This is a genomic window from uncultured Gilvimarinus sp. (genome assembly GCF_963972205.1).
In the GTDB taxonomy this organism is placed as follows: domain Bacteria; phylum Pseudomonadota; class Gammaproteobacteria; order Pseudomonadales; family Cellvibrionaceae; genus Gilvimarinus; species Gilvimarinus japonicus.
Window position 1 is genome coordinate 1 of the sequence record NZ_CAXAUC010000018.1, and the last position, 24,206, is coordinate 24,206.

The 24,206-nt window shown below is 52.7% G+C and carries 22 protein-coding genes; 6 read left to right on the forward strand and 16 right to left on the reverse strand.

The annotated features are described in order from the left end of the window. Positions 1-16: 16 nt before the first annotated feature. The 5 genes from AACY82_RS16755 to AACY82_RS16775 all read right to left on the reverse strand — a co-directional run bounded on the left by AACY82_RS16755 (position 17) and on the right by AACY82_RS16775 (position 5,811). Entirely contained in the window at positions 17-376 is a 360-nt protein-coding gene (locus tag AACY82_RS16755; RefSeq protein ID WP_339617999.1) for a hypothetical protein, read from the reverse strand. Between the two features lie 825 nt (positions 377-1,201). Then, positions 1,202-1,729, reverse strand: a complete 528-nt coding sequence (locus tag AACY82_RS16760) for a PRC-barrel domain-containing protein (RefSeq protein WP_339618000.1) — start codon at positions 1,727-1,729, stop codon at positions 1,202-1,204. A gap of 571 nt (positions 1,730-2,300) precedes the next feature. After that, the gene (locus AACY82_RS16765; protein WP_339618001.1) at positions 2,301-2,654 is read right to left on the reverse strand and encodes a phage holin family protein; all 354 of its coding nucleotides are present in this window, start codon (positions 2,652-2,654) and stop codon (positions 2,301-2,303) included. A 237-nt stretch (positions 2,655-2,891) separates the two neighbouring features. Next, positions 2,892-3,488: a chromate transporter gene (locus AACY82_RS16770; protein WP_339618002.1), complete on the reverse strand. Its 597-nt coding sequence runs from the start codon at positions 3,486-3,488 to the stop codon at positions 2,892-2,894. 625 nt (positions 3,489-4,113) lie between these two features. Then, positions 4,114-5,811, reverse strand: coding sequence for an endo-1,4-beta-xylanase (locus tag AACY82_RS16775; protein WP_339618003.1), 1,698 nt, complete (start codon positions 5,809-5,811; stop codon positions 4,114-4,116). 422 nt (positions 5,812-6,233) lie between these two features. Between AACY82_RS16775 and AACY82_RS16780 the strand changes: the two genes are divergently transcribed. The 3 genes from AACY82_RS16780 (at position 6,234) to AACY82_RS16790 (ending at position 10,518) form a co-directional block, all read left to right on the forward strand. Continuing rightward, complete coding sequence (locus tag AACY82_RS16780) at positions 6,234-6,728, forward strand: 2'-5' RNA ligase family protein (protein WP_339618004.1); 495 nt, start codon at positions 6,234-6,236, stop codon at positions 6,726-6,728. Between the two features lie 449 nt (positions 6,729-7,177). Next, on the forward strand, positions 7,178-8,947 hold the full coding sequence (locus AACY82_RS16785) for an SLC13 family permease (protein WP_339618030.1): 1,770 nt from the start codon (positions 7,178-7,180) through the stop codon (positions 8,945-8,947). A 149-nt stretch (positions 8,948-9,096) separates the two neighbouring features. Further along, positions 9,097-10,518, forward strand: coding sequence for an MATE family efflux transporter (locus AACY82_RS16790; RefSeq protein WP_339618005.1), 1,422 nt, complete (start codon positions 9,097-9,099; stop codon positions 10,516-10,518). A gap of 34 nt (positions 10,519-10,552) precedes the next feature. Here AACY82_RS16790 and AACY82_RS16795 read toward each other — a convergent pair whose 3' ends face one another. The 3 genes from AACY82_RS16795 to AACY82_RS16805 form a co-directional block, all read right to left on the reverse strand. Beyond that, on the reverse strand, positions 10,553-11,086 hold the full coding sequence (locus AACY82_RS16795; RefSeq protein WP_339618006.1) for a peroxiredoxin-like family protein: 534 nt from the start codon (positions 11,084-11,086) through the stop codon (positions 10,553-10,555). Positions 11,087-11,217: 131 nt separating this feature from the next. Next, a complete protein-coding gene (locus AACY82_RS16800) occupies positions 11,218-11,628 on the reverse strand; it encodes a Dabb family protein (RefSeq protein WP_339618007.1) in 411 nt (136 codons plus the stop codon). A 114-nt stretch (positions 11,629-11,742) separates the two neighbouring features. Further along, positions 11,743-12,009, reverse strand: a complete 267-nt coding sequence (locus AACY82_RS16805; protein ID WP_339618008.1) for a DUF2798 domain-containing protein — start codon at positions 12,007-12,009, stop codon at positions 11,743-11,745. A 125-nt stretch (positions 12,010-12,134) separates the two neighbouring features. On the opposite strand from AACY82_RS16805, the gene AACY82_RS16810 reads away from it, so the two are divergent. Then, positions 12,135-13,061, forward strand: a complete 927-nt coding sequence (locus tag AACY82_RS16810; RefSeq protein WP_339618009.1) for a LysR substrate-binding domain-containing protein — start codon at positions 12,135-12,137, stop codon at positions 13,059-13,061. An 11-nt stretch (positions 13,062-13,072) separates the two neighbouring features. On the opposite strand, the gene AACY82_RS16815 is transcribed toward AACY82_RS16810, so the two are convergent. Further along, entirely contained in the window at positions 13,073-13,477 is a 405-nt protein-coding gene (locus AACY82_RS16815) for a GFA family protein (RefSeq protein ID WP_339618010.1), read from the reverse strand. A 215-nt stretch (positions 13,478-13,692) separates the two neighbouring features. Between AACY82_RS16815 and AACY82_RS16820 the strand changes: the two genes are divergently transcribed. Next, positions 13,693-15,321, forward strand: coding sequence for a mechanosensitive ion channel family protein (locus AACY82_RS16820; protein ID WP_339618011.1), 1,629 nt, complete (start codon positions 13,693-13,695; stop codon positions 15,319-15,321). Positions 15,322-15,582: 261 nt separating this feature from the next. Beyond that, complete coding sequence (locus AACY82_RS16825) at positions 15,583-16,914, forward strand: outer membrane protein transport protein (RefSeq protein ID WP_339618012.1); 1,332 nt, start codon at positions 15,583-15,585, stop codon at positions 16,912-16,914. A 48-nt stretch (positions 16,915-16,962) separates the two neighbouring features. Here the strand turns inward: AACY82_RS16825 and AACY82_RS16830 are convergent, their stop codons facing one another. From AACY82_RS16830 to glnA, 7 genes are all read right to left on the reverse strand, one after another. Beyond that, a complete protein-coding gene (locus tag AACY82_RS16830) occupies positions 16,963-17,439 on the reverse strand; it encodes a GNAT family N-acetyltransferase (protein WP_339618013.1) in 477 nt (158 codons plus the stop codon). After that, positions 17,436-17,681 (reverse strand): DUF2164 domain-containing protein, encoded by a 246-nt coding sequence (locus tag AACY82_RS16835; RefSeq protein ID WP_339618014.1) that lies wholly within the window; start codon positions 17,679-17,681, stop codon positions 17,436-17,438. The genes AACY82_RS16830 and AACY82_RS16835 overlap by 4 nt, the downstream gene beginning before the upstream one ends. Before the next feature lie 136 nt (positions 17,682-17,817). Further along, the gene (locus tag AACY82_RS16840; protein ID WP_339618031.1) at positions 17,818-19,146 is read right to left on the reverse strand and encodes an alanine/glycine:cation symporter family protein; all 1,329 of its coding nucleotides are present in this window, start codon (positions 19,144-19,146) and stop codon (positions 17,818-17,820) included. Between the two features lie 151 nt (positions 19,147-19,297). Beyond that, a complete protein-coding gene (gene glnG, locus AACY82_RS16845; RefSeq protein WP_339618015.1) occupies positions 19,298-20,722 on the reverse strand; it encodes a nitrogen regulation protein NR(I) in 1,425 nt (474 codons plus the stop codon). Further along, on the reverse strand, positions 20,709-21,812 hold the full coding sequence (glnL, locus tag AACY82_RS16850) for a nitrogen regulation protein NR(II) (RefSeq protein WP_339618016.1): 1,104 nt from the start codon (positions 21,810-21,812) through the stop codon (positions 20,709-20,711). Before glnL ends, glnG begins: the two co-directional genes overlap by 14 nt. A gap of 274 nt (positions 21,813-22,086) precedes the next feature. Beyond that, positions 22,087-22,635 (reverse strand): DUF4124 domain-containing protein, encoded by a 549-nt coding sequence (locus AACY82_RS16855; protein ID WP_339618017.1) that lies wholly within the window; start codon positions 22,633-22,635, stop codon positions 22,087-22,089. Between the two features lie 129 nt (positions 22,636-22,764). Continuing rightward, on the reverse strand, positions 22,765-24,168 hold the full coding sequence (glnA, locus tag AACY82_RS16860) for a glutamate--ammonia ligase (RefSeq protein ID WP_339618018.1): 1,404 nt from the start codon (positions 24,166-24,168) through the stop codon (positions 22,765-22,767). Positions 24,169-24,206 lie beyond the last annotated feature (38 nt).

The following is a 24,206-nucleotide window of genomic DNA, read 5'->3' on the forward strand; positions in this document are numbered from 1 at the left end:
GGTCATCTCTTTTTTGCTAATGATAAAGAAATGACACAGAATTCTGAACACTACCGCCTAATCGCAAGGTGACACCTGCCACGCGTGCACCGTCGCCAACTACCACACCGGTTATTCTGCCACCGCCGCTAGTGAGTACCTTATTACCAACGTCGGCTGTATTACTGGCAGAGACGCCAGTAGAACCCAGATACTCCTCCTTAATAGGCGGTGGCTGGTTTATTTCATTATCCTCAGTATTGCTCCATTCTAAAGAGCTGGTCACTGAATTTTCAAATATATAAGGCGAGAAGAAAAACACCACGAGGATAAACGCAACGCCAAAACCTAATCCGAAAATAAAGCCTTGCAAAAGTTTCTTAAAGAGTCCCTTCATAACCATTCCAGTTTTTAGTGTTGGAAAATATGACAGTCAGCCGCTTATTCAGTCGTAAAGATCAGGCTAAAACTAGGCGTAGAATAGTAACCGCAATTTCCTCACAATGCGAGAGAGAGCTAAGACCTGACCAGAATTCCCCTGGGAGTGCGATGTGGAACAGGTGGGAGTATCGGGAGGATTACAAATTGAACAATGGCGTCTGTCGAGTTTTTCGAAATCTGGCGGGGTCAAGTCTTGAATCGTGAATTTTTTTCCGGTGGCTACGAGGTGCCGCTTTGCTGACCTGAGGTCGCGTCTTTGATTTGTGATTTCAGCATCGACGCAAAATTGTCGCGGTCAGGCCTTACCGTTTACAGTGCTCTACCGAGGTCAAGCTTTGAACTTTGATTTTTTTCAGGTTGCTACAAGGTGCCGCTTTAACTCCCCCTGCAGCCAGCTGAGCGCAGGTCTATTTTAGTGGGTAAGCAAATAGGACATTTGCGCAAGCATCGCCACGCCATGGACGCCCTGTCGAGACGGCCCGCTAAAATGGCTGGGTGAGGCCTAGCGATTACAAAGCGCTGCTTTGCGCGTAGCTGAACGACGGCAAGCTGAGCTTGCCGGCAGGGCGTGAGGGTACCCGTAGGGCTGAGATGCCGGGGTGGCCTCTTTGGGTCACTTTTCTGGCCAAACAGAAAAGCGACTCGCCTGCCCGGCGACTGAGGGCAAGCAAATTGAAGATTGTATTATTGTAAGTCGTTAAACCTGTGGGCTTGGGGAAAGCCTTACAGCTCACATATAAAAAAGGGCCCGAAGGCCCTTTTTTATGAAGATGAACTAAATTTAATCAGTCTTTTCTTCAATCTTATCACCGAGGTCGTCTGCACCTTCCTCTATGTCGTGCCATGCTGAGGAGGTGGCTTCTTTGGTGTTCTCCCAGGCGCTTTCGCTAACGTCTTTGGTTTTTTCCCAGGCCTTTTGCAGAGCCGCACTGGTTTTGTTCCACCAGTCTTCACTGTACTCTGGCTGCTCTTTTAACTGTGCCTTGGTCAACTCCAAATGCACTTCATATTCCATTTCGTCGAAGCCTTGTTTGCCAGGCTCTGGCATCACGGTAAACGAGCCGCGCTGTACTACTACCTCTTTACCGCCAAGGCCCATGACTTCGCCAGTCTCGACAATCAGTGAGTGCACCGACATGTCGTTGCCCATTAAGATATCTTCTACCTCACCGATTTCTTGGCCGGTGCTGTCGAAAACGTCAGCGTCCTCAAGGTCTGACATGGAGTACAGGCCTTCTGCTGCAAACGCTGAACTAGCCATTGTGGCTGCGAGTACGGCGGGCAGTGCGAGCTTTTGAAAATATTTCATCGTAAATCTCCTAGATTGAAAAATTGTCCGTAAATGGCGCTATAAGTCGTGCGTTTATCGAATCTAGTTAATGTATGGCAACTCTCGTGCCAGAGTGGTCAGTCGGTGGTTGCAGAATCTTAGAAGCGGAAGCGTTCTTGAAGGAGTGCAGTTGTGTTAAAGAATTTTATAGCGCGGTCACGCCCGGCTTAATCGCATGTGATAGAGGCTACTAATGTCACTCAGAAAATTGCTGCTCGAAGGCGCTGCGTACTCCACTATCGGCAGTTCATTCTATTACGGTGGGTTATTGACAAGCTTCACTTGTCGAGCGGATTTGTGTGGTTCATATTTTTAAAAGAATTCAGTGAGCAGTCATTGTTTTTCCGTTAGCGTTTAATGAGTAGCAGAGATTTCGGTTGAACCAAAGTAAGCCGACTGAGGTAAAAGCCTGAAGTCAACCGCGATTATCCATGTCTCGTTGCGTGGGTTTACGGCGCACCTCTGCATGCCGTAAACCAACGGTAACGTACTTGATATAGATGAGCGTTTACATGACTAGATGTCACTTTGCTGTTATCGACCTGACTTATCACGCACTGTATATTGCCCACTGGGACAAAGTGCCTAGCGCGGCCATTATGAGCGCACCTAATAATGCCCAACCGAACCCGTCGATAGTGAGGTGGTCGGTCATTTTATCGGTAATTTTTAGCACGATAGCGTCGATGATCCAGCGGGTAATAAAAGCAAGTAGTAAGGCAATGCCTAAGGTGAGCACCGTAAATACGGTAAAAAATAGCCATCCGAGTAAAAAATTCAAAATGCCGAATATCGCTGCTACCCATAATGCGCTTTTAAAGTTCTTAATATGAAACCCGGGTAATATAGCTGCCGTTAGCCACACAGTGAAAGATAAAATTAACCAATTTAAAATCAACGTCATTACGTTTCCGTCCAGATATTTTAGTATCAAATTTAAAATTGTTATAAAGCGAAGATCATACCAAATAAAGTGTCTAACACGGAGAGGGCGTCATTAAAAAGATTTTTGCGAGAAGCTAGGCATCCGAAAGACAGTATCGGGGCAGGCTTTACATTTGACGCTGCTTGCTCGAAAGTCAGGTTATCGTTTAGCTGTCAACTGTAAATACTTGCCCCCGCACTTTACTCACTATTTGTATTATTTGGTAAAAATTATTAGGGATGTCATGTGAGGATACGCCTGAAATACGAAAGGGCTCCCTGGTGTGAAGGTGCTATTCTCCAGCGAGAATACATCATCCGGCAACCTGGACATGAAATACATCTGATGAGGAGGGAAAGAAATCAGCTCTTTTATATCTTCGCGATAAGCCCGGTTATTTTGAGACATCATATACACCAATGACCCTGTCTTTGCCGTGGGTAATTCACCGCTCTCGAATTTTTTTCCGATCTCATCCATCACTTGCTGTTCGCTGGCTCCAGCGTAAAGACGCGCTGTGTGGTATTCATAGGTCGGTAGCACTGACTCTACGGCCGACTTGTTTAAACAAGCCGGCTCAAAACGTTCGTTTGGATTACGCAACACCAAGCATGTAAAATTATTGCTCCCCTCTTTTATCGTCTGAAATGTTCCGTCACGGAACATTAGGAATGTCGCTGCGTCGGTGATGTGTTTCGGCGCGGCTTCACTGGCATAAGTAACCTCACGCTTTTCTTCATCGGTCATGGCAAGAGACCCAGCCTCCACAAAAACTAAACCGAGTGCCGACACGATTTTAATAGCCTGTTCCATTTCACTTTCCTCTGGTAGGTTTTATTTACGTTATCGAAATGTTTAATACGCTTTTACCCAACCCCGTAGAATCTGTTAACCCTTTTTGTTCACGGGCCAGCTTTAATTAGGTCGAGAACTGAAATTGGTATTGCTCTAAGCTTCACCGGCCGTTATCCGCGTGAAAAACGTGCGAGTACATCACTCATCTCTTCGGTGCCACAGTAAATCGCCACGCGTATTCCCGGTAAGACACGTGTTTTTCTTATGCTGGTTCTGAGTAATACAGTGCAGTGGTGCCCCCAAGAATATTCAAAAACCTAAGGTGTTGGCACGTAAAGGTAGAGGCGAGTTAAGTCACAAGGTTATCGTGACTGTAAAAGAAGAATAGTCCACAAATCTGTTATTTACTATTAGTTACCGTGGCCCGCAAAGACATTGCGGGCATCCATACATAAAAGGAAGATATATGTGCCGGCTGGGCTGTGCCCAACCTTTGTGTATGCCGCGTGTACGGTCTGGAAATAAGCAGCGTTTTGGGTGCCAAGGCAGCGCACCTTTCATAAATCACGGGGGAATAAAAAAGCCCTGCGGTTGCAGGGCTTTAGGGCTGGATGTCCTTATCCGTTTTAGCGTTAATCCATTGCTATCGGTTGAGATAATCCATTAACCACTGCATGGCGGGGCGCTGTTGGCCATTGCTGGTTATCAGGCCAGTGCCATCGCGCCAGGTGGCGCCAACCACATAGCCCCAAAGGGTAATGCCGACCACATCCGAGTGGTTGTAAAAGATCGGGAAGTGACGCTGCATGTACTCCAGTTGCAGCTGGTCGTTGGATTCCTGAATGTCGTACTCGGAAATGTACAAAGGCAGGCCCAGTGCGGCGATCTGGTCGAGCTTGTCTTCGATCTCTTGCGCGCTCCAGGCTCGAGGGTTGTAAAGGCCGTGAGCCTGCAGCCCCAGCGCATCGACGTAACCGGAATTAACGGCTGGGCGAATCATGTCGATGATGGCATCGGTATCCCAGGTCAGAAAGTTAAAGTCGTTATAAATGAGAACGGCGTTTGGACAGTGCTCGCGCGCCAGGCGAAAGGATTCGGTAATCCAGTCGCTGCCAAAGGCGTTGGCTGCGTAGTTGGCCGGGGCGTGCGAGGGCAGGGCCTCGTTTACCACGTCAATCATTGCGGTGTCGGGGTAGCGCTCGCAGTAGTCACTGATCCATTCTTCGATTTCCGCGCGCTGCTCAGCTGCACTCAGCCCGTCGATCCAGCTTGGGCGTTGGCTGCCCCACACGAGTACGTGCGCTTTGACGGGAATGCCGCTGGCACGTGCGTAGTCGTAGATGTCATCCAGCGGGCCCCAGTTGTACTGGTCGCGGGTACCCTCCACCGAGCCCCACTTGCCTTCGTTCTCGGGGGTAATCTGATCCCAGTATTGGGTAAAGTCCGATCTCACGCTGCCATTGGTGGTGATATTGCCCACAAAAAACTCGGGGAATTCGGGGTTGCCGTTGTTGCTCGAAGAGCTGCTGGAGCTTGATGAGTTGCTACTAGAGCTTGATGACGAGCTGCCATCGAATGGGTTACCAAAACCGATAGAGCCGTTGCAGTGCAGCATCTCGGAATAGGAGCCCGCGCCGCACTCGCCGTCGTAGGCGCCGGTATTGTCTTGCTGGTCTTCGGCTTGGTAGGTGACATTATTGACCATCACATAGTCCACTTGTACGTCGCGGTCACCGGAGTCGTTGGTAAAGGCGACGCGCAATTCACCGCTGGCGTCGGTGTTGACGGTGTAGTCCAGCATGCCGATGCTGAGCGTCCAGGTTTCGATGGTTTGCCCTGCAATTTCCAGGCTGACGCTTTCGTCGCCGGTGACACCGCTCATGCGCACGGTAATGCTGTGGCTGCCACTGCCGGTAGAGGAGGAGCTGCTAGAGCTGCTCGAACTGTTGGCGCTAGAACTAGAGCTGGCAGAGCCACCGCCCTGTACCTCGAGGCTTGTCAGGCTCGGGGTGGCACTGCCATTGGCGCAGAAACCAAAGTTGGTGTCGCTACCCGGTGCGATGCTGGCGTTGTGGGCGGCCGGCGTTACACTGGCGCCGCTAAGGTTGCCGTTCCACAAATTGGTGATGTTGGAGCCATTCAGGCTAAGGTCTACGGTCCAGTTGGTAATGGTAGCGCTGCCGTTGTTGGCAATGCTTACGTCGGCGCAGTAACCGGAGCCCCATTGGTTGGAAACGTTAAGTGTGGCCTCGCCAGGGCCGTCGGTAATAGCGTGTGCGGCGCTGGTACAGATGAGGGTCGCTGCTGCAAAAAACAGCTTTATTTGAGTTGGGCTTCTCATGGCTGAACTCCTGTAAGAATCGTTATGGGCTTTGGGTTGTTCCTGTTCAATCCAGGAACAGGGTTGAACGCTAACCGATGCCGCGATACATCCTTTAAGCTGTAAAAGCTAATAATGAACCTTGATGTGTTATTCATTATTTGGCGACTGATTAGCAAACAGCACCGCAGATTTAAGTGTGGCGAGACCTTATTGTCAATTTGAACTTAAGTCGAATGAGAGGCTTGTTGCTTTTGTTTTTGAGTTTGTGCCCTGTGTCACGAAAGCATCTTGATATTCGAAATATGTAATGGATTGTCTTATTCTGGGAGGGCTTGAGCCTGAGCTTAGTCAAAGCGAGCGAGTGGCGTACTGCGTTGATTATCGACATTAGAATTTCGGTGTAATAACAAACATCACTGCGGGTGTAGGTGTTGAAAACTATGCGATCTATATTTCTGTGTGCCGACCGCCTTGATCCAAAAATTCAAGATTTTCGGGAAAAAAATGATCCGCTGGGAAAATTGATCGAGCCTCATATAACGCTGGTTTTTCCTTTCGTGTCCGTTTTGTCAGATGAAGCGCTTATCTCGCATGTTGAAACACAAGTTGCCGCAACGAATCGGTTTCAAGCATCGTTAAATCCTCAGCCGATAATGGACACAGGATACGTTTACTTTTCTCTTTTGTTTGGGGTGGACCAAGTATCAAAACTGCATGAGCGTCTATATGACGGACCTTTGGTGCCACACTTGGAGGATCGTTCTTACGTTTCCCATATCACAATGGGGCGGGGGAATGGCATCGAGGCCAGCCGGATAGCCGATGAAGCTTCGTCTCTTAATGCGTCGGCAACATTTAGCGTTAGCAAACTTAAGATCGAGCGAATCAGCCCTGGCGGTGCGAGCCAAGTCATTAAGACGATATGGCTAAAGTGAACAGGTCCAAAATCGGCTGTATTTACAGGGTGTTTAAAAGCGGTACATCGTAGGCGGCTTGATCGACAAAGATTACCTCAACTGCTCTGACATTGTCATGCCGGCCTTGACCCGGTATTCAGTGGCTTTTGTTACCTACGTAGTGCTTTGGTGCCATAGGATGATACTGGTTGATTACTACCTTGTGCGCCCTCAGTCGCGTCCCCCCGGCGACAGAAGGCAAGCAAATTGACAGGAGCGCTAAAGTGAGTCGTATGGCTACCACCATTTAGCTAAGGCGTTTACTTGTAGTTATTGAACGCGGCCATAGTTGCCGACCTCCGACCTCCGACTATCCCCAACCCCACTTATACAAACCAGTTATAACCCTAGCAGAAATCACTATTTTCCCTGCCCCGTAAGTTTCGGTATGCTCGCGGCCTTATTGTCAGTAATTGGGTTTGAATAGAATGGAATGGCAAGGGTTGTTATCGCTAGGTTTGGCGGTTGGCGCACTGCTGGTGTTGATTTTTACTCGCATCGCGGCGCATCTGGTGATGATGGCAGTGCTGATCATTCTGAGCGCCAGTGGCGTATTAACCGCCACTGAGGCGTTTGCCGGCTTTAGTAACCACGGGGTGCTGACGGTGGCGGCGATGTTTGTGGTGGCCGCTGGTATCCACGGTTCGGGCGGGGTCGACTTGCTGGTTAAAAATGTGTTGCGCCACCCCAAAAGCGTGCGCGTGGCGCAAATGCGTATCGGTGTGCCGGTGGCACTGCTTAGTGCCTTTTTAAACAATACCCCGGTAGTGGCTACCATGATTCCCGCCGTGCGGGCCTGGGCGCGGCAAATTGATATCCCGGCGTCTAAGCTGATGATCCCCCTCAGTTACTCGGCCATTTTGGGTGGTACCTTAACCCTGATTGGTACCAGCACCAACTTGGTGGTAAACGGTCAGTACCAAGAGCTGACCGGTAATGCGGGCTTCTCGTTATTCTCGATTACCGCTGTGGGTTTGCCGGTGGTGATTGTAGGCATGTTGTTTATCTATTTTGTCTTCCCTAAAAGTCTGCCCGATCGCCAAGAGAAAGCCATGTTTGGCAACTTGCGCGAGTTTACGCTGGAGGTCGCGGTGGCCTCTGATGGCCCGCTGGTCGGGCAAACCGTCGAAGAGGCGGGGCTGCGCAACCTTAAGCGTATTTACTTAGTCGAAATCGAACGCGCTGGGGCGATTGTGCCGGCGGTAAGCTCAGAGGAGCAATTGCAAGGCGGCGACCGCCTGGTGTTTGCCGGCAATACTGAGGCGATTTCGGACTTGCTGCGAATTAAAGGGATTGTCCCGTCAATCGATGGCGAGCCGACGCTGGCGCGTGAGCACCGCGAGCGGCGCTTGGTGGAGGCGGTGATCTCGCCCCACAGTAACTGCATTAACCAAACGGTGCGCGATGCGCAGTTCCGTGAGCGTTATGGTGCTGCCGTGTTGGCGGTGGCCCGCAACGGTGAGCGTTTACCGGGCAACTTGGGGACGACCAAGCTAAAGCCGGGCGATACCTTGTTGCTAGAGGCGCGCCCGGCATTTGTTAGCCGGCAAAAATACAACAAAGACTTTTTGTTGATTAGCGATTTAGGCACCGAACCACCGCGTCATCAGCGGGCTTACTTGTCGTGGGGCATTTTGCTGGCGATCGTATTGGCGGCGGCATTTGGGCTGATGAGCATGCTTAATGCCGCCTTGCTGGGTGCCGCCGCTATGATGATTACCGGTTGTTGCTCGGCGCAACAGGCGCAAAAGAGCCTGGACCCGACGGTACTGCTAACCATTGCCGCCTCGTTTGCACTGGGCAATGCCATGTACAAAACCGGCGTGGCCCAGTGGTTGGCCGACGGCTTGTTGCTGGCGGGGCTTGGGCATCCGATCCTGCTGCTGTTTTTAACCTATGTCGCGGTGTGGTTGCTGACGGAATCTATTACCAATAACGCGGCGGCGATTTTAATGTTGCCGGTGGTGCTGGAGCTAACCCAAAAAGCCTCGCTTAACCCCGAGCCGTTTGTGTTGGCGACTATGATGGCGGCCTCGGCCAGCTTTAGTACGCCGTTGGGGTATCAGACCAACCTAATGGTATACGGCCCCGGCGGTTATCGCTTTACCGACTTTTTAAAAGCTGGCGTGCCCATGAGTATGCTGGTGGGCGCCACGACGGTGCTGGTATTGTCGTTGGGCTGGACACTGACTGTTTAATAGCAGGCGGCTCGCTGCTTGCTCATCGGGGCGCGCATCCGTCGCGCCCCTGTAGGCCTTAGCTTGGTTACACCCGCGATGGGTGTACAAGTGCGCTATCTTAAAGACTCTGGCGGCGTTGGCTCGCGATTTACACCCAAGGAGTGATTATGGCGCTCGATCGCCGTGCATTGTTTCTCACCGGATCAATCCCCCGCGCCCTGTTGGCGTTAGCGGCACCTATTATTTTGGGTAATGTGCTGCAGGCGGGTTATCAGCTTACCGATGCTTTTTGGGTGGGCCGTTTGGGGGCCGCGGCCGTTGCTGCTGTGTCAGTGAGTATGCCGGTGACTTTTTTGGTGATTGCCATTGGCTCGGGCTTAGCGATGGCTGGCGCGACTTTGACGGCGCAGTATATGGGGGCCGGCCGGCAAGATCGGGTGAACCATGTGGCGGCCCAGACGATGCTGATGGTAACCGTTACCTCGGTGTTGCTGGGAGGTTTGGGGTTTATGTTGGCGCCGTCTTTTCTTGCGTTGCTGGGCGTCGCGCCCGAGGTGTATAAGGGCGCACTGGGCTTTATGCGGGTGTCCTTTATCGGCGTTATTTTTGTCTTTATCTTTTTTATGTTTCAGTCGCTGATGCGCGGGGTGGGTGAAACACGTATACCTTTGTTGATTGTTTTGGTTACGGTAATTTTAAACTTTGGCTTAGACCCGTTACTGATTTTTGGCTGGGGGCCGATCCCGGCGCTGGGCGTTAAAGGCGCTGCGGGGGCAACGCTTATTACCCAGTGCTTGGCGGCCAGCTTGGGGCTGATGGTGTTGCTGCGTGGGCGTCATGGCATCGCGTTGTCGTGGCGATTATTTACACCGGATTGGGCGTACATTAAAAAGGCGTTTTTTCTCGGTTTTCCCGGTTCGGTGGAGCTGTCGACCCGCAGTTTGGGCTTGATGGTGATGTCATTTTTAGCGGCGAGCTTTGGAACGCTTACCATTGCCGCTTACGGTATTGGCTCAAATATTTTGCAGCTGATTACGATTCCGGCCATGGGTTTGTCGATGTCAGTGTCGACCTTGGTGGGGCAAAACATAGGTGCAGGTAAGCTCGATCGCGCCGCGCAGATTACCAAATTGGGGGTGTTGTTTGGCTGTGGCGCTTTAACAATTATTGGTGCGGGGGCTTATTTTTCGGCGTCGCACATAGTGGCGTTTTTTGTCCCCGATGATCCAGATGTGATCCGCGAGGGCGGTCATTTTATTCGGATTATGGCGCTGGCATGGGGCGGCATTGCGGTGCAGTTGTGTATCGCCTCGGCGTTTCGCGCCTCGGGCAATATGGTTAACGCTATGGTGTTGGCACTGGTGGCGCAGTGGATGTTTCAGTTTCCGGTCGCCTATGTTTTGTCCAAGCACACCGAGCTTGGCGCCTCGGGGATTTGGTGGTCGTTTCCGGTTACTAATATTGCCGTGGCGCTGGTGTCTGTGTGTTGGTTTGCACGCGGTGGCTGGAAGCGCACACGCCTAACCGAAGACGACCAACAGACCTTACAGGTGACCGACGAGGCACTTACCGAGGAAGGGTATCGGTAAGCGCATTGGCCCCGGTTGTTTTACTGGGCAAGTGTTATACGTAAGTGCCCCGTATCGGGTAATCATTGTTGGGGTCGCGAATAAACTCTAAGCCAGATACCAGAGTCTCGGGCGCGGGGCGTGAGAAAGGTGCATTGGCAATGTCGACGATTTGAATGCGGCCCTCGCTGTTGATGACAAACAGGGCCGGCTCGGCAAACGGGTGATCGGTTTCTTGCTCGGAGCGTGGCTCAGAAATATACAACCCTAAGCCTCTCATTTGCTCGACATTTAAACCGTGATACAGCGGGTAAGTGACCGATAGCTTTTGCTGGTGCTCTTGCAGTTGCTCAGCGCTGTCGGCCGAGACCGCCACCAGCTCTACGTCAATATCCGCAAGCCGCTGTTTGTAATCTTCGAGTTGGTTTAAGTATTTTGTACAAATCGGGCAGTGTTTGCCGCGATAAACCACCACCATTTTCCAGCCGGTATTGGATTGGCGTTGACCGAGAAAAACCTCGTTATTGTCGGTATCTTTTACGGAAAGCGCTGGAAAAACAGCGGCGGCGGATATTTTGCTGGATGTCATGTAAAGCTCCATACTGTTTACAGAAGTAGGTTGGTTGGGCGGTGAACCCGGCACTATGACATACCCTCAGCAATAAATAGGCCGGTTTAAAAACCGGCCTATCGAGTTGCGAACTTAATCGCAAATTGTCCTTAGACGGCGATGGAGTCGTACACCACAACCTTGCGCCATAAGTGGCTGCATTGCTCGACAAATTTTAAGTGGATTGGGTCCACTTGATAAGCGTCCTGATCGGCAGCGCTGGCAAACAGCAGCAGCTCTGACACCTGGTAGCTGTTATCCACGACGTCGCGCTGCTCGGTCGAGGCGGGTACACCGACATGAATCCCCTGCACGGTGCTAATCGAGCCCAAGGTCTTTAAGCCGGCAATCAGCTGGTCGCGGTCCTCGCGTGAGTCGGGATTCTTCAGCCAAAAATACACTTTATGTACGACCGGTGGCAGCTCGCCACAGGTTTCGCCTGCTTGGGTGGTTCCTACGGCGGCAGCCGCGCTTAAGGTTGCGGCGCCGGTCAGAAACCGACGGCGGGATGAATCGCTCATGGTGCTCTCCATTTAGAGTATTGTTTGCAGCAATAGTAGCAAACCCCGGCGTCTGGGGCAGCGATCAGAAAATGTTTAACAGTTCTTTGCGCGGGCGCGATAAGCGCGAGTCCATTATGGCGGATGAACGGTCCAATGAACGAGCTTAAATACCAGCGGACGCACCAGTAAGACGCAAATAAAGGCGCAGGGCATGGCGATTTGGTACGCCTTCCAAACCCAGTGAATAAACGCCCCGTCGATACCACGGTTGAGCGCGGTAATTAAGGTGCACATTAAAAAAGCCATAATGGCGGCCATGTAGAACGAGAACATTACCGACGTAAAACGTGGGTGTAGTTTACGTTGGGGTTTGGCTGCGTTGTTTAAAGTCTTAGTCATTTAGCCTCCTGAGTTAGCGATGTCATTACTGTAACGAGCGGGAATGAGTGTCGGTAGAGGCTTGGGGGTAATAGCAGTAATAAGCTAAGCTTACGAATACTTGTGCTATTGAGGCTTTTTAGCTTATGGATAGTGTGCGTGGAATTGACAGTTTTGTTCGTGCGGTAGAGGCCGGTAGTATTGCCGGGGCCGCGCGACGCCTAGGTATTAGCCCGGCGGCCGCCAGCCAAAACATCGCCCGCTTAGAAACTCAGTTGGGGGTGCGGTTGCTAACCCGTACCACACGCAGTCTGGCGTTAACGGACAGCGGGCGCTTGTACTACGAGCGGGTTAGCTCCTTAATACACGAGTTGGCATCGGCCAGCGAGGCGGTGAGCGAGTTGCGCGACGAGCCCCGTGGGCGCTTGGGTATTGCGGCCACAGCGGCCTTTGCCCGTCACGTGCTGGCGCCGTTGATTCCGGCATTTAATCGTCGTTACCCGCACATTACCATTGAGCTGATGGCGACCGATCGCAATGTTGACCACGTGCGTGAGTCCGTCGATGTGAGTATTCGCATTCAGCCGGCGCTGGAAGATGGTTTGGTGGCGCGCCATATTGCCCGCGTGCCCTCGGTGTTTTGTGCCGCCCCAGATTACCTGGCGCGCCGGGGCACGCCCACAATACCCGAGCAGCTTCAGGAGCACGATTGTTTGGTGTTTCGGTTTCCGGCGGATGGGCGCTTTTTACGCTGGGGTTTTGTTCGTGCCGGCGAGCATTATTACCCGCCGGTACACGCCGCTATTATCAGCGATGACATTGATACCTTGGCACGTATGGCCGTCGCGGGCGCGGGTATTACGCGGTTGGGCGCATTTATCGCCGCACCTTTTATTGCGCGAGGTGAGTTGGTTGAGCTATTTACCCCCTCGTCAAACGACAGCGTGTTAGCTGAGGTGGCACCACTGGATTTTTACTTCTGCGTGCGCGACCGCCACCAGTTAACCGGCAAAGTGCGGGCGTTTCGGGATTACCTGGCCGAGGCGCTGCCTGAGCATTGGCGAGCGCCGTAGTGGTTTATGGCTTATAAATGGCGGGTTTCGGCGGGGGCTTCTTGCCAGTTGTCGTTGGCGCCATCCGAGTAACTCAGCGGCGCCTCGATCAGCTCCTGTGGCGTGGCATCGTCTAGGCAGGCGAGGTTAATGTAATAAAAGTCGCCGCCCGCCACTTCAAGATGACCAAAACCGTAGGGGCTGACTCCGCAGTGCCGGCAAAACGGGTGATGCATCGCTTTGGTATTAAACTGGTAGTCGGTGAGCTCGTGCTCGCCCTGGGTAATGGTCATAGCCTCGGGCTTGATGATCGTGCCCCAGCTGCGAGTTTTGCGGCAAATTGAGCAGTTGCAGCGCCCGGTTCCACGGCTTAGGTCAATGTCGGCTGCAAACGCGACGGCGCCGCAGTGACAGCTACCGTGATAGTGCTTTTCCATGGTCATTCTCCTTGACGGTGATTTTTAGTGTTCGGCTCCTGGTGTAACAGGTAATGCGGAGTCGTAAAGCCAAGGTTAAGGGCAATCTATGACAGTTCACGTCGTAATAAGCTGGTGCAAAAGCGCAGAAACTTGTTTGCTTTAAAGTCGCTTGCGCTATAGTTAGTCCATCAGAAAACCGGATGTTGCATGGTTATATTCTAGGGGATTGGGCGATGGGGTTATTGCGGTGGTTGCTGCTGTTGTGGTGTGTTTCGGGGGCGTCACTTGCCTTGGCGGAGGACGAAGACAAAGACAAGCCTTTACATGACCCACTGGATGTCGCGCAGCATGCCTCGGTGGATTTGTGGGGCATGCATATCGCCACGATCCGCGCGCAATACCGCCAATACTCGCCAAAAGAGCGGGCCAAAACGGCGGTCGAGCGTATTCGCTCAATCCCCATCGCAAAAGATTACGATTTATCGGTCAACCTTGTGCAAGAGAAGGACTACAACGGCGCATGGGTGATGGTGAATGATAACCGAGTGTTTGGGTTATTAAAGCAGGATGCGCCAGAGAAAATAACACTGGAGGAATACGCCGAACAAGCCAAAGCGAATTTAAGTGCGTGGCTGCAGCGGCGCGATGCACAACAAAAGCCCGAGTTATTAGTAAAAGGTGCTATTTATTCTGCGATCGCTTCGCTATGTTTTGGGGGGATTATTTTTCTTTTGTTGCGCGGTCGCGAGCGGTTATTACTATGGCTAGAAAAGCGCAATAACCCAGGCAGCGGTTCCAGCCGCTTGCAAGTGGGCGGTATTTATTTAGTGCCCTACTTAGTGTCGCTGCTGTCAAGTCTGGCGCGTTTGTTGTTGATGGCATTGGTGGCGCTGTTTAGCTACCTTTGGCTGGCGTTTGTGATGCGGCAGTTTCCCTATACCGTTGGTTTTGGTCAGCGATTAACCGATTATATTGTCGATATTATCGCCAAGATCGGCTTGGCAATAGTCGGTTCTATTCCTGACATCGTGATGGTGCTGGTGATTTTTTGGCTCGCCAGTATCGTTAGCGACATGGTCAAAAATGTTTTCTCACGGATCGAGCGCGGTCGTTTACGCTCCAGTTTATTTGACCCGGAAACCGCCAAGGCCACGCGCCGGGTTATTGTCGTACTCGTTTGGTTGTTTTCGATTATCATCGCCTACCCTTATATCCCAGGCTCCGATACCGAGGCCTTTAAAGGCGTCAGTGTGTTTATTGGTTTAATCGTCTCGCTGGGCTCGGCCGGTATTGTCAGTCAGGTTTTGGGTGGCCTTATTGTGGTTTATAGTCGCGCATTTCAGCCGGGTGAGTACGTAAAAGTATCGGATTACGAAGGCACAGTGACGACAGTAGGTGTTTTGTCGACAAAAATAAAAACCATTAAAAATGAAGAGATCACCATCCCAAATGCTGTGCTGCTAAATGCTTCGAGCACTAACTATAGCCGCTTGGCCAAACCCAACGGCATTATCATTTCTACCAGCGTGACGATCGGTTACGACACGCCCTGGCCGCAGGTGCATCACCTGTTGTTAGATGCTGCGCAGCGCACCGAGGGGGTCCGCGAAGACCCCGAGCCTAATGTGCGGCAAACCGCGCTCAGTGACTGGTACGTTGAGTACCGTTTACTGGTGCATATTGACGCTCCTGAGATTAAAGTTATGGTGTTATCTGAGTTGCATCAGCACATACAAGATGTCTTTGCCGAGGCCGATTTGCAAATTATGTCACCTCATTTTATGGCGCAACCAGAAAAAGCCCTGGTGCCCGCACCTTGGACGGCACCAACCAAGGCGGCAGCGCCCGAAAACGAGAAATAGCCTGTGTTTTACCGTGCTGATTTACGCTAACTGTGAGTTGTTCGTAAATTTTTGCTACGGGGGCTGATTTTTAACGCGCTTCTGCTAGGCTTAAGGCAGCGCGCTTCGTGGCTCGCAGTATAGCGGCATCTGTGGTATTGATACCGGTAGGGTGCTTGCCCATTACTCAGTTGGCACTATTGGTTATGGCATGTTTGCTAAGACATAGTGCAGGCTGGGTAACGCTTATCTTGTCGTTTGACCGACGCAGAGGAGTTACATATGTCTAATAAATTCAATAAAACCTTACTGGCCACAACTCTAGCTTTTTCTCCTATCTTTGCCCACGGTGCGTCCTTTCAGTTACTGGAACAAAGCCCGGCGCATTTAGGCAAGGCGTTTGCGGGGACTGGCTCGGATATTATCGATGCCAGCACCGTGTACTTTAACCCCGCCGGTATGACCAAACTGGATCGCGTCTCGCTGACCGCGGGGGTTAACTTGGTCGCCACCGACGCACAGTTTAATAACGAAGGGTCGTCCTTCTCGGGTGAAGGCGACACCACTGACGAATTGGGGGTTATTCCCAACCTTTACGCGGTAGTGCCACTGGGTGATAGGCTCGCCGTGGGTTTTGGGGTTAACGCGCCATACGGGCTTGCCAGTAGCTTTAACGACGAGTGGGTGGGCCGCTACTCCGCCACTTACAGCGAGCTACAGCTGGTCAATGTTAATGCTACCGCCTCTTGGGCGATCACGGATTTTATCGCCATTGGCGCCGGTGTAAATTACCAAACCATCGAGGCCGATTTGCAAAGTCAGGTGGACTCCTCTTTAGGCCTGGCGCCCAATACGGCGACCGACAGCAGCGCAAAAATTAAAGGCGATGACGACGACTTTGTGTTGGATTTGAGTGTGCTGATTACTCCATCGGACAGAACCAGTATTGGTTTAGTGTGGCGTGAAGGGGGCGAGTTTAAGCTTGAGGGCGATGCTACCTTCGATTTAAACGCCGCCTGTAGCCCTGGGGCCGGTTACCCCACTGGGGCACCGCCAGCGCCCACCACCGGTACTTTGTGTGCGGGCGGCTTGAGCGCCCTAGAGGGTGATATTGAAGCGGAAGTGAGCATGCCGGACACGTTAACCTTTAGTGTGACTCAGTATGTCACCGAAGGGTGGGCGTTCCACGCGGATATTGCACAAACCCGCTGGAGCAGCATCCAAAATATTGAAGTCATCAACACCGGCAATGGCGCTCAGGTTGACGAGTTGGACTTACAATACGATGACACGATGCGTTATGCACTAGGCACCAGCATCGATACTGGCGCATGGACATGGCGCGCCGGTATCGCGTTGGATGAAGCCCCACAAACGAGCCCAGAGCACTTAAGCCCGCGCATCCCGGATGCCGACCGCACTTGGTTGAGTGTCGGTGCTAACTGGGAGGTCTCAAGCCATTTGTCGTTGGACGTTGGTTACACGCACTTGCTAGTGGATGATGCCTCGCTGCGTGAAGAATCGACCAGTGCCGCCGGCGTTCCTGGAGTGTTGGCGGGCTCGTTCGACAGCAGCGTCGATATTCTGGGCGCGCAGTTAAACTGGCGCTTTTGATCGTTACGGAGAACGGGGGCTGATAATTATTTCGTACCCTGTACCCCGTTAAAGTTTCTTCTCCCAAAATTCAGCTCGGCCCGCTTGCGGGTCGAGCTGATAGCCGGCAAAGCCAAATTTTTGGTAGAGCGCCGCGGCTATTTTATTCTCGCTTAATACTTCTAACGTAAGTTTGCAGCAACCTCGCTGCCGGGCAATAACCTCTGCTTGCTCAAGTAGCTGTTGCGCGATCCCCTGACCACGGTATGGCGCTGAGACACTGACGTCGTGAATATTAAGTAACGGCTTACAATAAAAAGTAGAAAAACCTTCAAAGGCATTCAATAAACCCACCGCGCGACCGCCCGAGTAAGCCAATAGTGTAATTGCATCACGCTTGGCTAGCTCTGTCACAATATTAGCTCGCGTAAACTCGCTTAAACCTTGGCCGCCACCCATTGGGTCTTGCGCGTATTCGCACAGTAAACGAACCAGGCTTTTTGCGTCGGCGGTGCTGTCAAAATTCGCACTGCGTACTTGTATCAACGTATAAACTCCGTGGGCTTTTCGATCTCATAAAGAGCGTCGCTCATCGAATCCATTTTTTCTTGCAGTACCGTGTTGGCATCAAACAGAGCTCGGTTGTAAAAATACGGACCGATTTGCTCGGCAAAAAAATCGAGTAAAAACTGTGCGTCAAAACTGCCTAAATCCTGACCTAGCTCTTGGTCGAAATACAGTTGAATTTTTTTAACGAGTATGTCTTTTTCTTCGGCGGAGAATTTCATAATGCGCTGCTTTTATGTCGATTGGATGAGCATCGAGAAAGCTTAGCTTCCTCGATGCGTTTTGGGATTGTTATGTGGTTGTTTGCATTGGCGTAGTATACGACGGTCGCTAGGGTAAAACCTGACCGATCTTGCGCTAACGTTGCGAATCGAAAGCAGAAAAATACACGCGGGCGGCGCGCATAATACGTGGGGCGAGAATCAACGCCGAGAGCATGGTCGGAATTGCCATCGCGGCGTACATGCCGATCAGGAAATTAAAAATAACGCTGATGGAGCCCACGCTGCCGGCGACAATTAACAGACAGTAAACCCAGACATAATGGTGTTGATGTTGCGCGCCGATTAAAAATCCGAGGCATTTACTGCCGTAATACCAAAAGGTAAGGATCGTGCTTAGGCTTAAAAATATCACCATAACCGTGAGCAGTAATGGCCCCCAGTTGCCATAGGTCGTGCTAAAGGCGTTGGCGGTGAGGGCGACACCGTCGGCTTCGGTGCTTTGCCAGACGCCGGTAATCAGAATGACCAAGGCGGTACAGGTGCAAACGATCAGGGTATCAATCACCGGGCCGGTCATGGCGACTAGCCCTTCGCGCACAGGCTCGTTGGTTTTGGCAGCGCCGTGTGCCATCGACTCGGTGCCAATGCCCGCTTCGTTAGAGAAGGCGCCGCGACTCACACCGACCTGAATTACTGTGCCCAACGCGCCCCCGGCAACCGCTTGGCCGGTAAAGGCATCGTGAAAAATCAGCCCAAAAGCGGCGGGAATTTCACTCAGGTGGGTGGCCAGAATACCCAGTGTCATTAGCATGTAGCCCACCACCATAGCGGGGACTAATCGCGCGGTCACTTTACCGACGCGGGATAGGCTGCCGCTGATGACCGATAACACCAACAGCGCGCTGATAATACCGACGGTAAGGTCAAAGCCAAAGTGTGACTGCTCGGTGGCAAGCTCTAGTGGGTAAGCGATGGAGCTGCGCAGCATGGCAACAAGCTGGTTAATTTGAAACACCGGCTGGGTACCGCACAGGCCGGCAAAGGCAAAAAACAACGCCAGGGGCAGCCAGTGTTTGCCTAACCCTTCGCGAATCACATACATGGGCCCGCCTTGCAGGGTGCCCTGAGAGTCGTAACCGCGATACATAACGGCGGCGGTGGCGGTAAAAAACTTGGTGGCAATCCCGACAATCGCCGTTAGCCACATCCAAAAAACCGCGCCGGGTCCGCCGGCGGTAATCGCCAGCGCCACGCCGGCGATATTGCCAAGCCCGAGGGTGCCAGACAGTGCGGTGGTCAGTGCTTGAAAATGGCTGAGTGTGCCTTGGTCGCTGTGGTTATCGTAACGCCCGGTGAGAATGGCAAAGCCGTGTGCAAAGTGGCGGTAAGGAAGCGCGCGACTGTAAACAAGCAGAAACAGTCCGCCGCCGACGAGCAGCACGATGAGTGGTAGGCCCCACATAAAACTGGCGAACTGCTCAATCCACTTGGCCACAATACTTCCCCCTAATGATGATTAGGGTTATACCCTAGCACGGGGAACGGGGAACGGGGAACGGGGAACGGGGAACGGGGAACGCCGGGCTATCTGTGTAGCCCGGCGCAATCGGTGTTTAGCTGTTGGCCTCTTCGGCGCCGGCCATTCCCAGCTCTTTGAGTTTACGGGTTAGCGTATTGCGGCCCCAGCCCAATAAATTGGCGGCGTCGCGTTTGCGTCCGGCGGTGTATTTAAGCGCGGTTTCTATTAAGGCTTTTTCAAAGGTGGGCACCGCTTCACTCAATAATTGGTGGTGGCCGCGGGCAAGGGCTTGATCGGCCCAGTGGCGCAGGGCTTTTTCCCAGTCATCGGCGGGGGCGTTGCCCTCTTTGTTGTCCATCAGCTCCGGCGGCAAATCCTCGGTGTGTACTTCACGGCCCGAGGCCATCACCGTAATCCAGCGGCAGGTGTTTTCTAGCTGACGAACGTTGCCCGGCCACGGCAGACTGCACATAAACTCTTCGGTTTCTGAGAGTAAAATTTTGGTGTCGACATTGAGCTCGCCGGCGGCTTTTTGCAAGAAGAACTGCGAGAGCTTGGGGATGTCTTCGCGGCGCTGTGCGAGTTTGGGGATATGAATCCGAATCACGTTCAGGCGGTGAAACAAGTCTTCCCGGAAGGAGTTCTCGGTGACCAGGTTTTCTAAGTCTTGGTGGGTGGCGGCAATAATACGCACATCTACTTTGACTGGCGTGTGGCCACCCACGCGGTAAAACTCGCCGTCGGCCAGTACCCTAAGTAAGCGAGTTTGAGTCTCGGCAGGCATATCGCCGATCTCATCCAAAAATAAGGTGCCGCCATTGGCTTGCTCAAAGCGCCCTTGGCGCTGGGTGGCGGCGCCAGTAAAGGCGCCTTTCTCGTGGCCAAACAATTCCGACTCCATTAAGTCTTTGGGAATTGCCGCCATGTTCAGGGCGATAAACGGTTCGTTGCGGCGCGGGCTGTGGCGATGCAGGGCGCGGGCGACCAATTCTTTACCGGTGCCGGACTCGCCGTTAATTAATACGGTAATGTTCGATTGCGACAGACGCCCGATCGCGCGAAACACCTCTTGCATGGCCGGCGCTTCGCCGATGATCTCGGTATCGATTTCTACGGTGTCGGGGTGGCTGCGCTCGGATTTTTGCTCTTCGGCATGGGCCAGGGCGCGCTGCACCACCGCGACGGCCTCGTCGACATCGAACGGCTTGGGTAGATATTCAAAGGCACCGCCTTGATAAGCGGCGACGGCGCTATCGAGGTCTGAGTGTGCGGTCATAATAATAACCGGCACCGTCGGGTGATTGCTGTGCAGGGTGGACAACAGCCCCAGCCCGTCGACCCCTGGCATGCGAATGTCACTGACAATAGCGTCGGGCACTTCGCGACTTAACTGATTGAGGGCGGCATCACCGGAGTCGAAAGTACGGGTCTCGATGCCGGAGCCCTGCAGGGCTTTTTCTAAGACCCAGCGAATGGAGCGGTCGTCGTCAATGATCCAAACTCGGTTAGACTTCTGCATGGCGGTTTCTCATTGGTGTTGAGTTTGTGTGTGATGAGTCCATCGGTAAAAACAGCGAAAAACAAGTTTCGCCCGGTTCACTGTGGCACTCGATCAGTCCCTGATGTTGATGAATTAAATGCTGCGAAATGGTCAGCCCTAGGCCAGTGCCTTCGGCGCGACCGGATATCATCGGATAAAAAATTTGTTTGGCCATTTCCTCGGGAATACCCGGGCCGTTGTCGGTAACCTCAACGTGAATGACCAGCGGGTGGTTTTGCCGGCCAATGGTAAATTGCCGCCGCACGCGGGTGCGCAACGTGAGCGAGGGCGCCGGCGTGTGGCTCTCAAGCATGGCTTGCATGGCATTGCGGGCGATATTTAAAAATGCCTGAATCAGCATTTCTTTGTCGCCGTGCATATCGGGAATGCTCGGGTCGTAATCGCGCACGATGCGAATGGTGTCTTCGCTCTCGGCGCGAATCATGGTGGCAACGCGCTCTAACACCTCGTGAATATTTAAATCACTTTGCTGTGGCAGCTGGTTAGGACCAAGCATACGGTCGACAAGGTTGCGCAGCCGGTCGGCCTCATCAATGATGATGTTGGTGTATTCGGTAAAAGTGTCGCCGGGTAGCTCGCGCGCTAATAATTGTGCCGCACCGCGAATACCACCCAGTGGGTTTTTGATCTCATGGGCCATGCCGCGAATGAGACCGCGTGTAGTCTCTTGGCTGGAGGCCATCATCTCTTCGCGCGAGATGCGCAGTAGCCGGTCGATCGGCAAAATCTCAATGACCAAGCCATCGTTGTTGGTAAAAGGCGTTACGGTATAGTCCACCGTAATTTGCTCGCCGTTTAGCAGCTGCCATTCGGCGTGACGCTTGGTGTAGTGGTCGGCGTTGCGCGCCGCTTGTAGCAGCTCGCCGGCGGTATCGGCGGACTCGTGAAAAAAGTGGGTAATCGCCTCGCCCTGGCAGCGCTCACAGCTAATCGACAGCAGCACCTCGGCGGCCGGATTCATGTGGCACAACTGCAGGTGGCTATCAAGCAAGATGATGGCCGTGCTTAAACTGTCTAGCAGTGGTTTGTGTATATCTTGGGGCGTCACGTCGGCTTACTACTCCAAAGACCGCGGTGCGGTGGTTGATAGGGGTGCACTATGCAAATACTGAACCAATAGCAAAAAGCCCGAAAAACGGGCGTTTTCGTCGATAACGATTGGCTCGTCCGATTATTCTTGCACAAAAATGGTGCTTTTGCGTTATCGCGGGGCGCAGGCTGCGCCCCGAGTTGGGGTGTGATACAAAGTAGGGCTAACCCTGATGCTGGCGTCTGAGCGGCGCCATTGGCGCCGCGAGTGAGGCGGAATCTTAGTGCGGCATTTAGTTGATGGTCGAGGCGCGATGCACGTAAACCGTTACCGTGGCGCTTTTAGAGAGCACGTTGCCGCTTGAGTCTTCGACCTGGGCGTAAATATTATGCTCGCCGCTAAAGATCTCCCGAATCGAGTAGTTGTTGACGGTGCCCTTGCCCAGTAGTTCGCCGTCCATGTAATAGGCGATTTTTGCCCCTTCTTTTAAGGGGGCCTGCAAGCTTACCGCGATGATTAAGTCTCGCTGGCCGGGGGTGACCGTGTACTCGTTCTCTGGGCTGACAATGCGGATGGCGTAGTTAGTCTGGTCGCGCTCGGGCTCGCTCATTGTGTCGGGCTCGCTGAGCTCCATGGGCTTGCCGGCGGGCATGACGTTGGTGGGACGCACCTTGACCTTCTCGGCCTTGCCGCTTTTTTCGGCGGTGCTTGGGTCGTCGGTGTAGGTGACGTTGCCGTATTTGTCGACGGACTTATAGACCTCGGCCTGAGTTGTCGCTGCGAGCAGCAGTAGCATTACCATAAGTGAGATAGCGGTTTTTAATCCTGTAAGCGGCTTCATTGCATGATCCTGCGATTGCCTGTCCAAGATTATAAGATAGCGTGTCGGGCCACAAAGAAAAAGGCCCGATCATTGCTGATCGGGCCTTTTTGTGAGCGTTGACACGCGTGCGTGTCGGGCTCGGGCGTCTTACAGGCTGTAGTACAGCTCGAACTCTACAGGGTGTGGAGTCATTTGCAGACGCTGGATGTCGGCTTTTTTCAACTCGATGTAAGAGTCGATAAAGTCTTTGGTGAATACGCCGCCTGCTTGCAGGTATTCGTTGTCGTCTTCCAGAGCTTGCAGCGCTTGTTCCAGACTTGAGCACACGGTTGGGATTTGTGCTTCTTCTTCTGGAGGCAGGTCGTACAAGTCTTTAGAGGCGGCTTCACCTGGGTGGATCTTGTTTTGCACACCGTCCAGGCCGGCCATCATCAGTGCCGCAAAGCACAGGTATGGGTTGGCGGTTGGGTCGGGGAAGCGAGTCTCAACGCGCTTGGCTTTCGGGCTGGTGACAAACGGAATGCGGATAGACGCAGAGCGGTTGCGAGCCGAGTAAGCTAGCATTACGGGCGCTTCAAAGCCAGGTACCAAACGCTTGTAAGAGTTGGTAGAGGCGTTACAGAAGGCGTTTAGCGAGCGCGCGTGCTTGATGATACCGCCGATGTAGAACAGGGCAGTTTCAGACAAACCAGCGTAGTCGTCACCGGCAAACTGGTTAACACCGTCTTTGGAGAAAGACTGGTGAACGTGCATACCTGAGCCGTTATCGCCGATCAGTGGCTTAGGCATAAAGGTAGCTGTTTTGCCGTAGGCGTGGGCTACGTTGTGTACGCAGTACTTCAAAATCTGTACTTCGTCGGCTTTTTTCACCAGGGTGTTGGCGCCAACACCGATTTCACACTGACCAGCAGTGGCCACTTCGTGGTGGTGAACTTCAATTTCCAGACCCATGGCTTCCATGGCGTTACACATAGCGCCACGTAAGTCGTTCAGTGAGTCAACCGGAGGCACGGGGAAGTAGCCGCCTTTAACGGTTGGGCGGTGGCCGGCGTTGCCGTCTTCGAAATCGTCACCAGAAGACCAAGCGCCTTCTTCAGATTTGATTTTGTAGAAAGAGCCGCCCATTTCAGAGGCCCAATGTACGCTATCGAATACGAAGAACTCGGGCTCGGGACCGAACAGAGCGGTATCGCCCAGGCCGGTAGATTTTAAGTACTCTTCAGCGCGCAGGCCGATAGAGCGTGGGTCGCGATCGTAGCCCTGCATGGTGGTAGGCTCAACGATGTTACAGCGAATAATAATGGTGGTGTCTTCTGAGAACGGGTCCAGAATAGAAGTCTCGTCCGCAGGCATCAAAATCATGTCTGATTCGTTAATGCCTTTCCAGCCATTGATAGATGAACCATCAAACATTTTGCCTTCTTCAAAGAAGTCGTCGTCGATGGTAGATGCAGGAATGGTTACGTGCTGTTCTTTACCGATGGTGTCGGTAAAGCGCATATCTACCCAGCGAGCTTCATGTTCTTTGATCAGATCCAGTGTTCTAGACATCGAGTGCCTCCAGTTTGTAATAGCCAGCAGGGCTACGG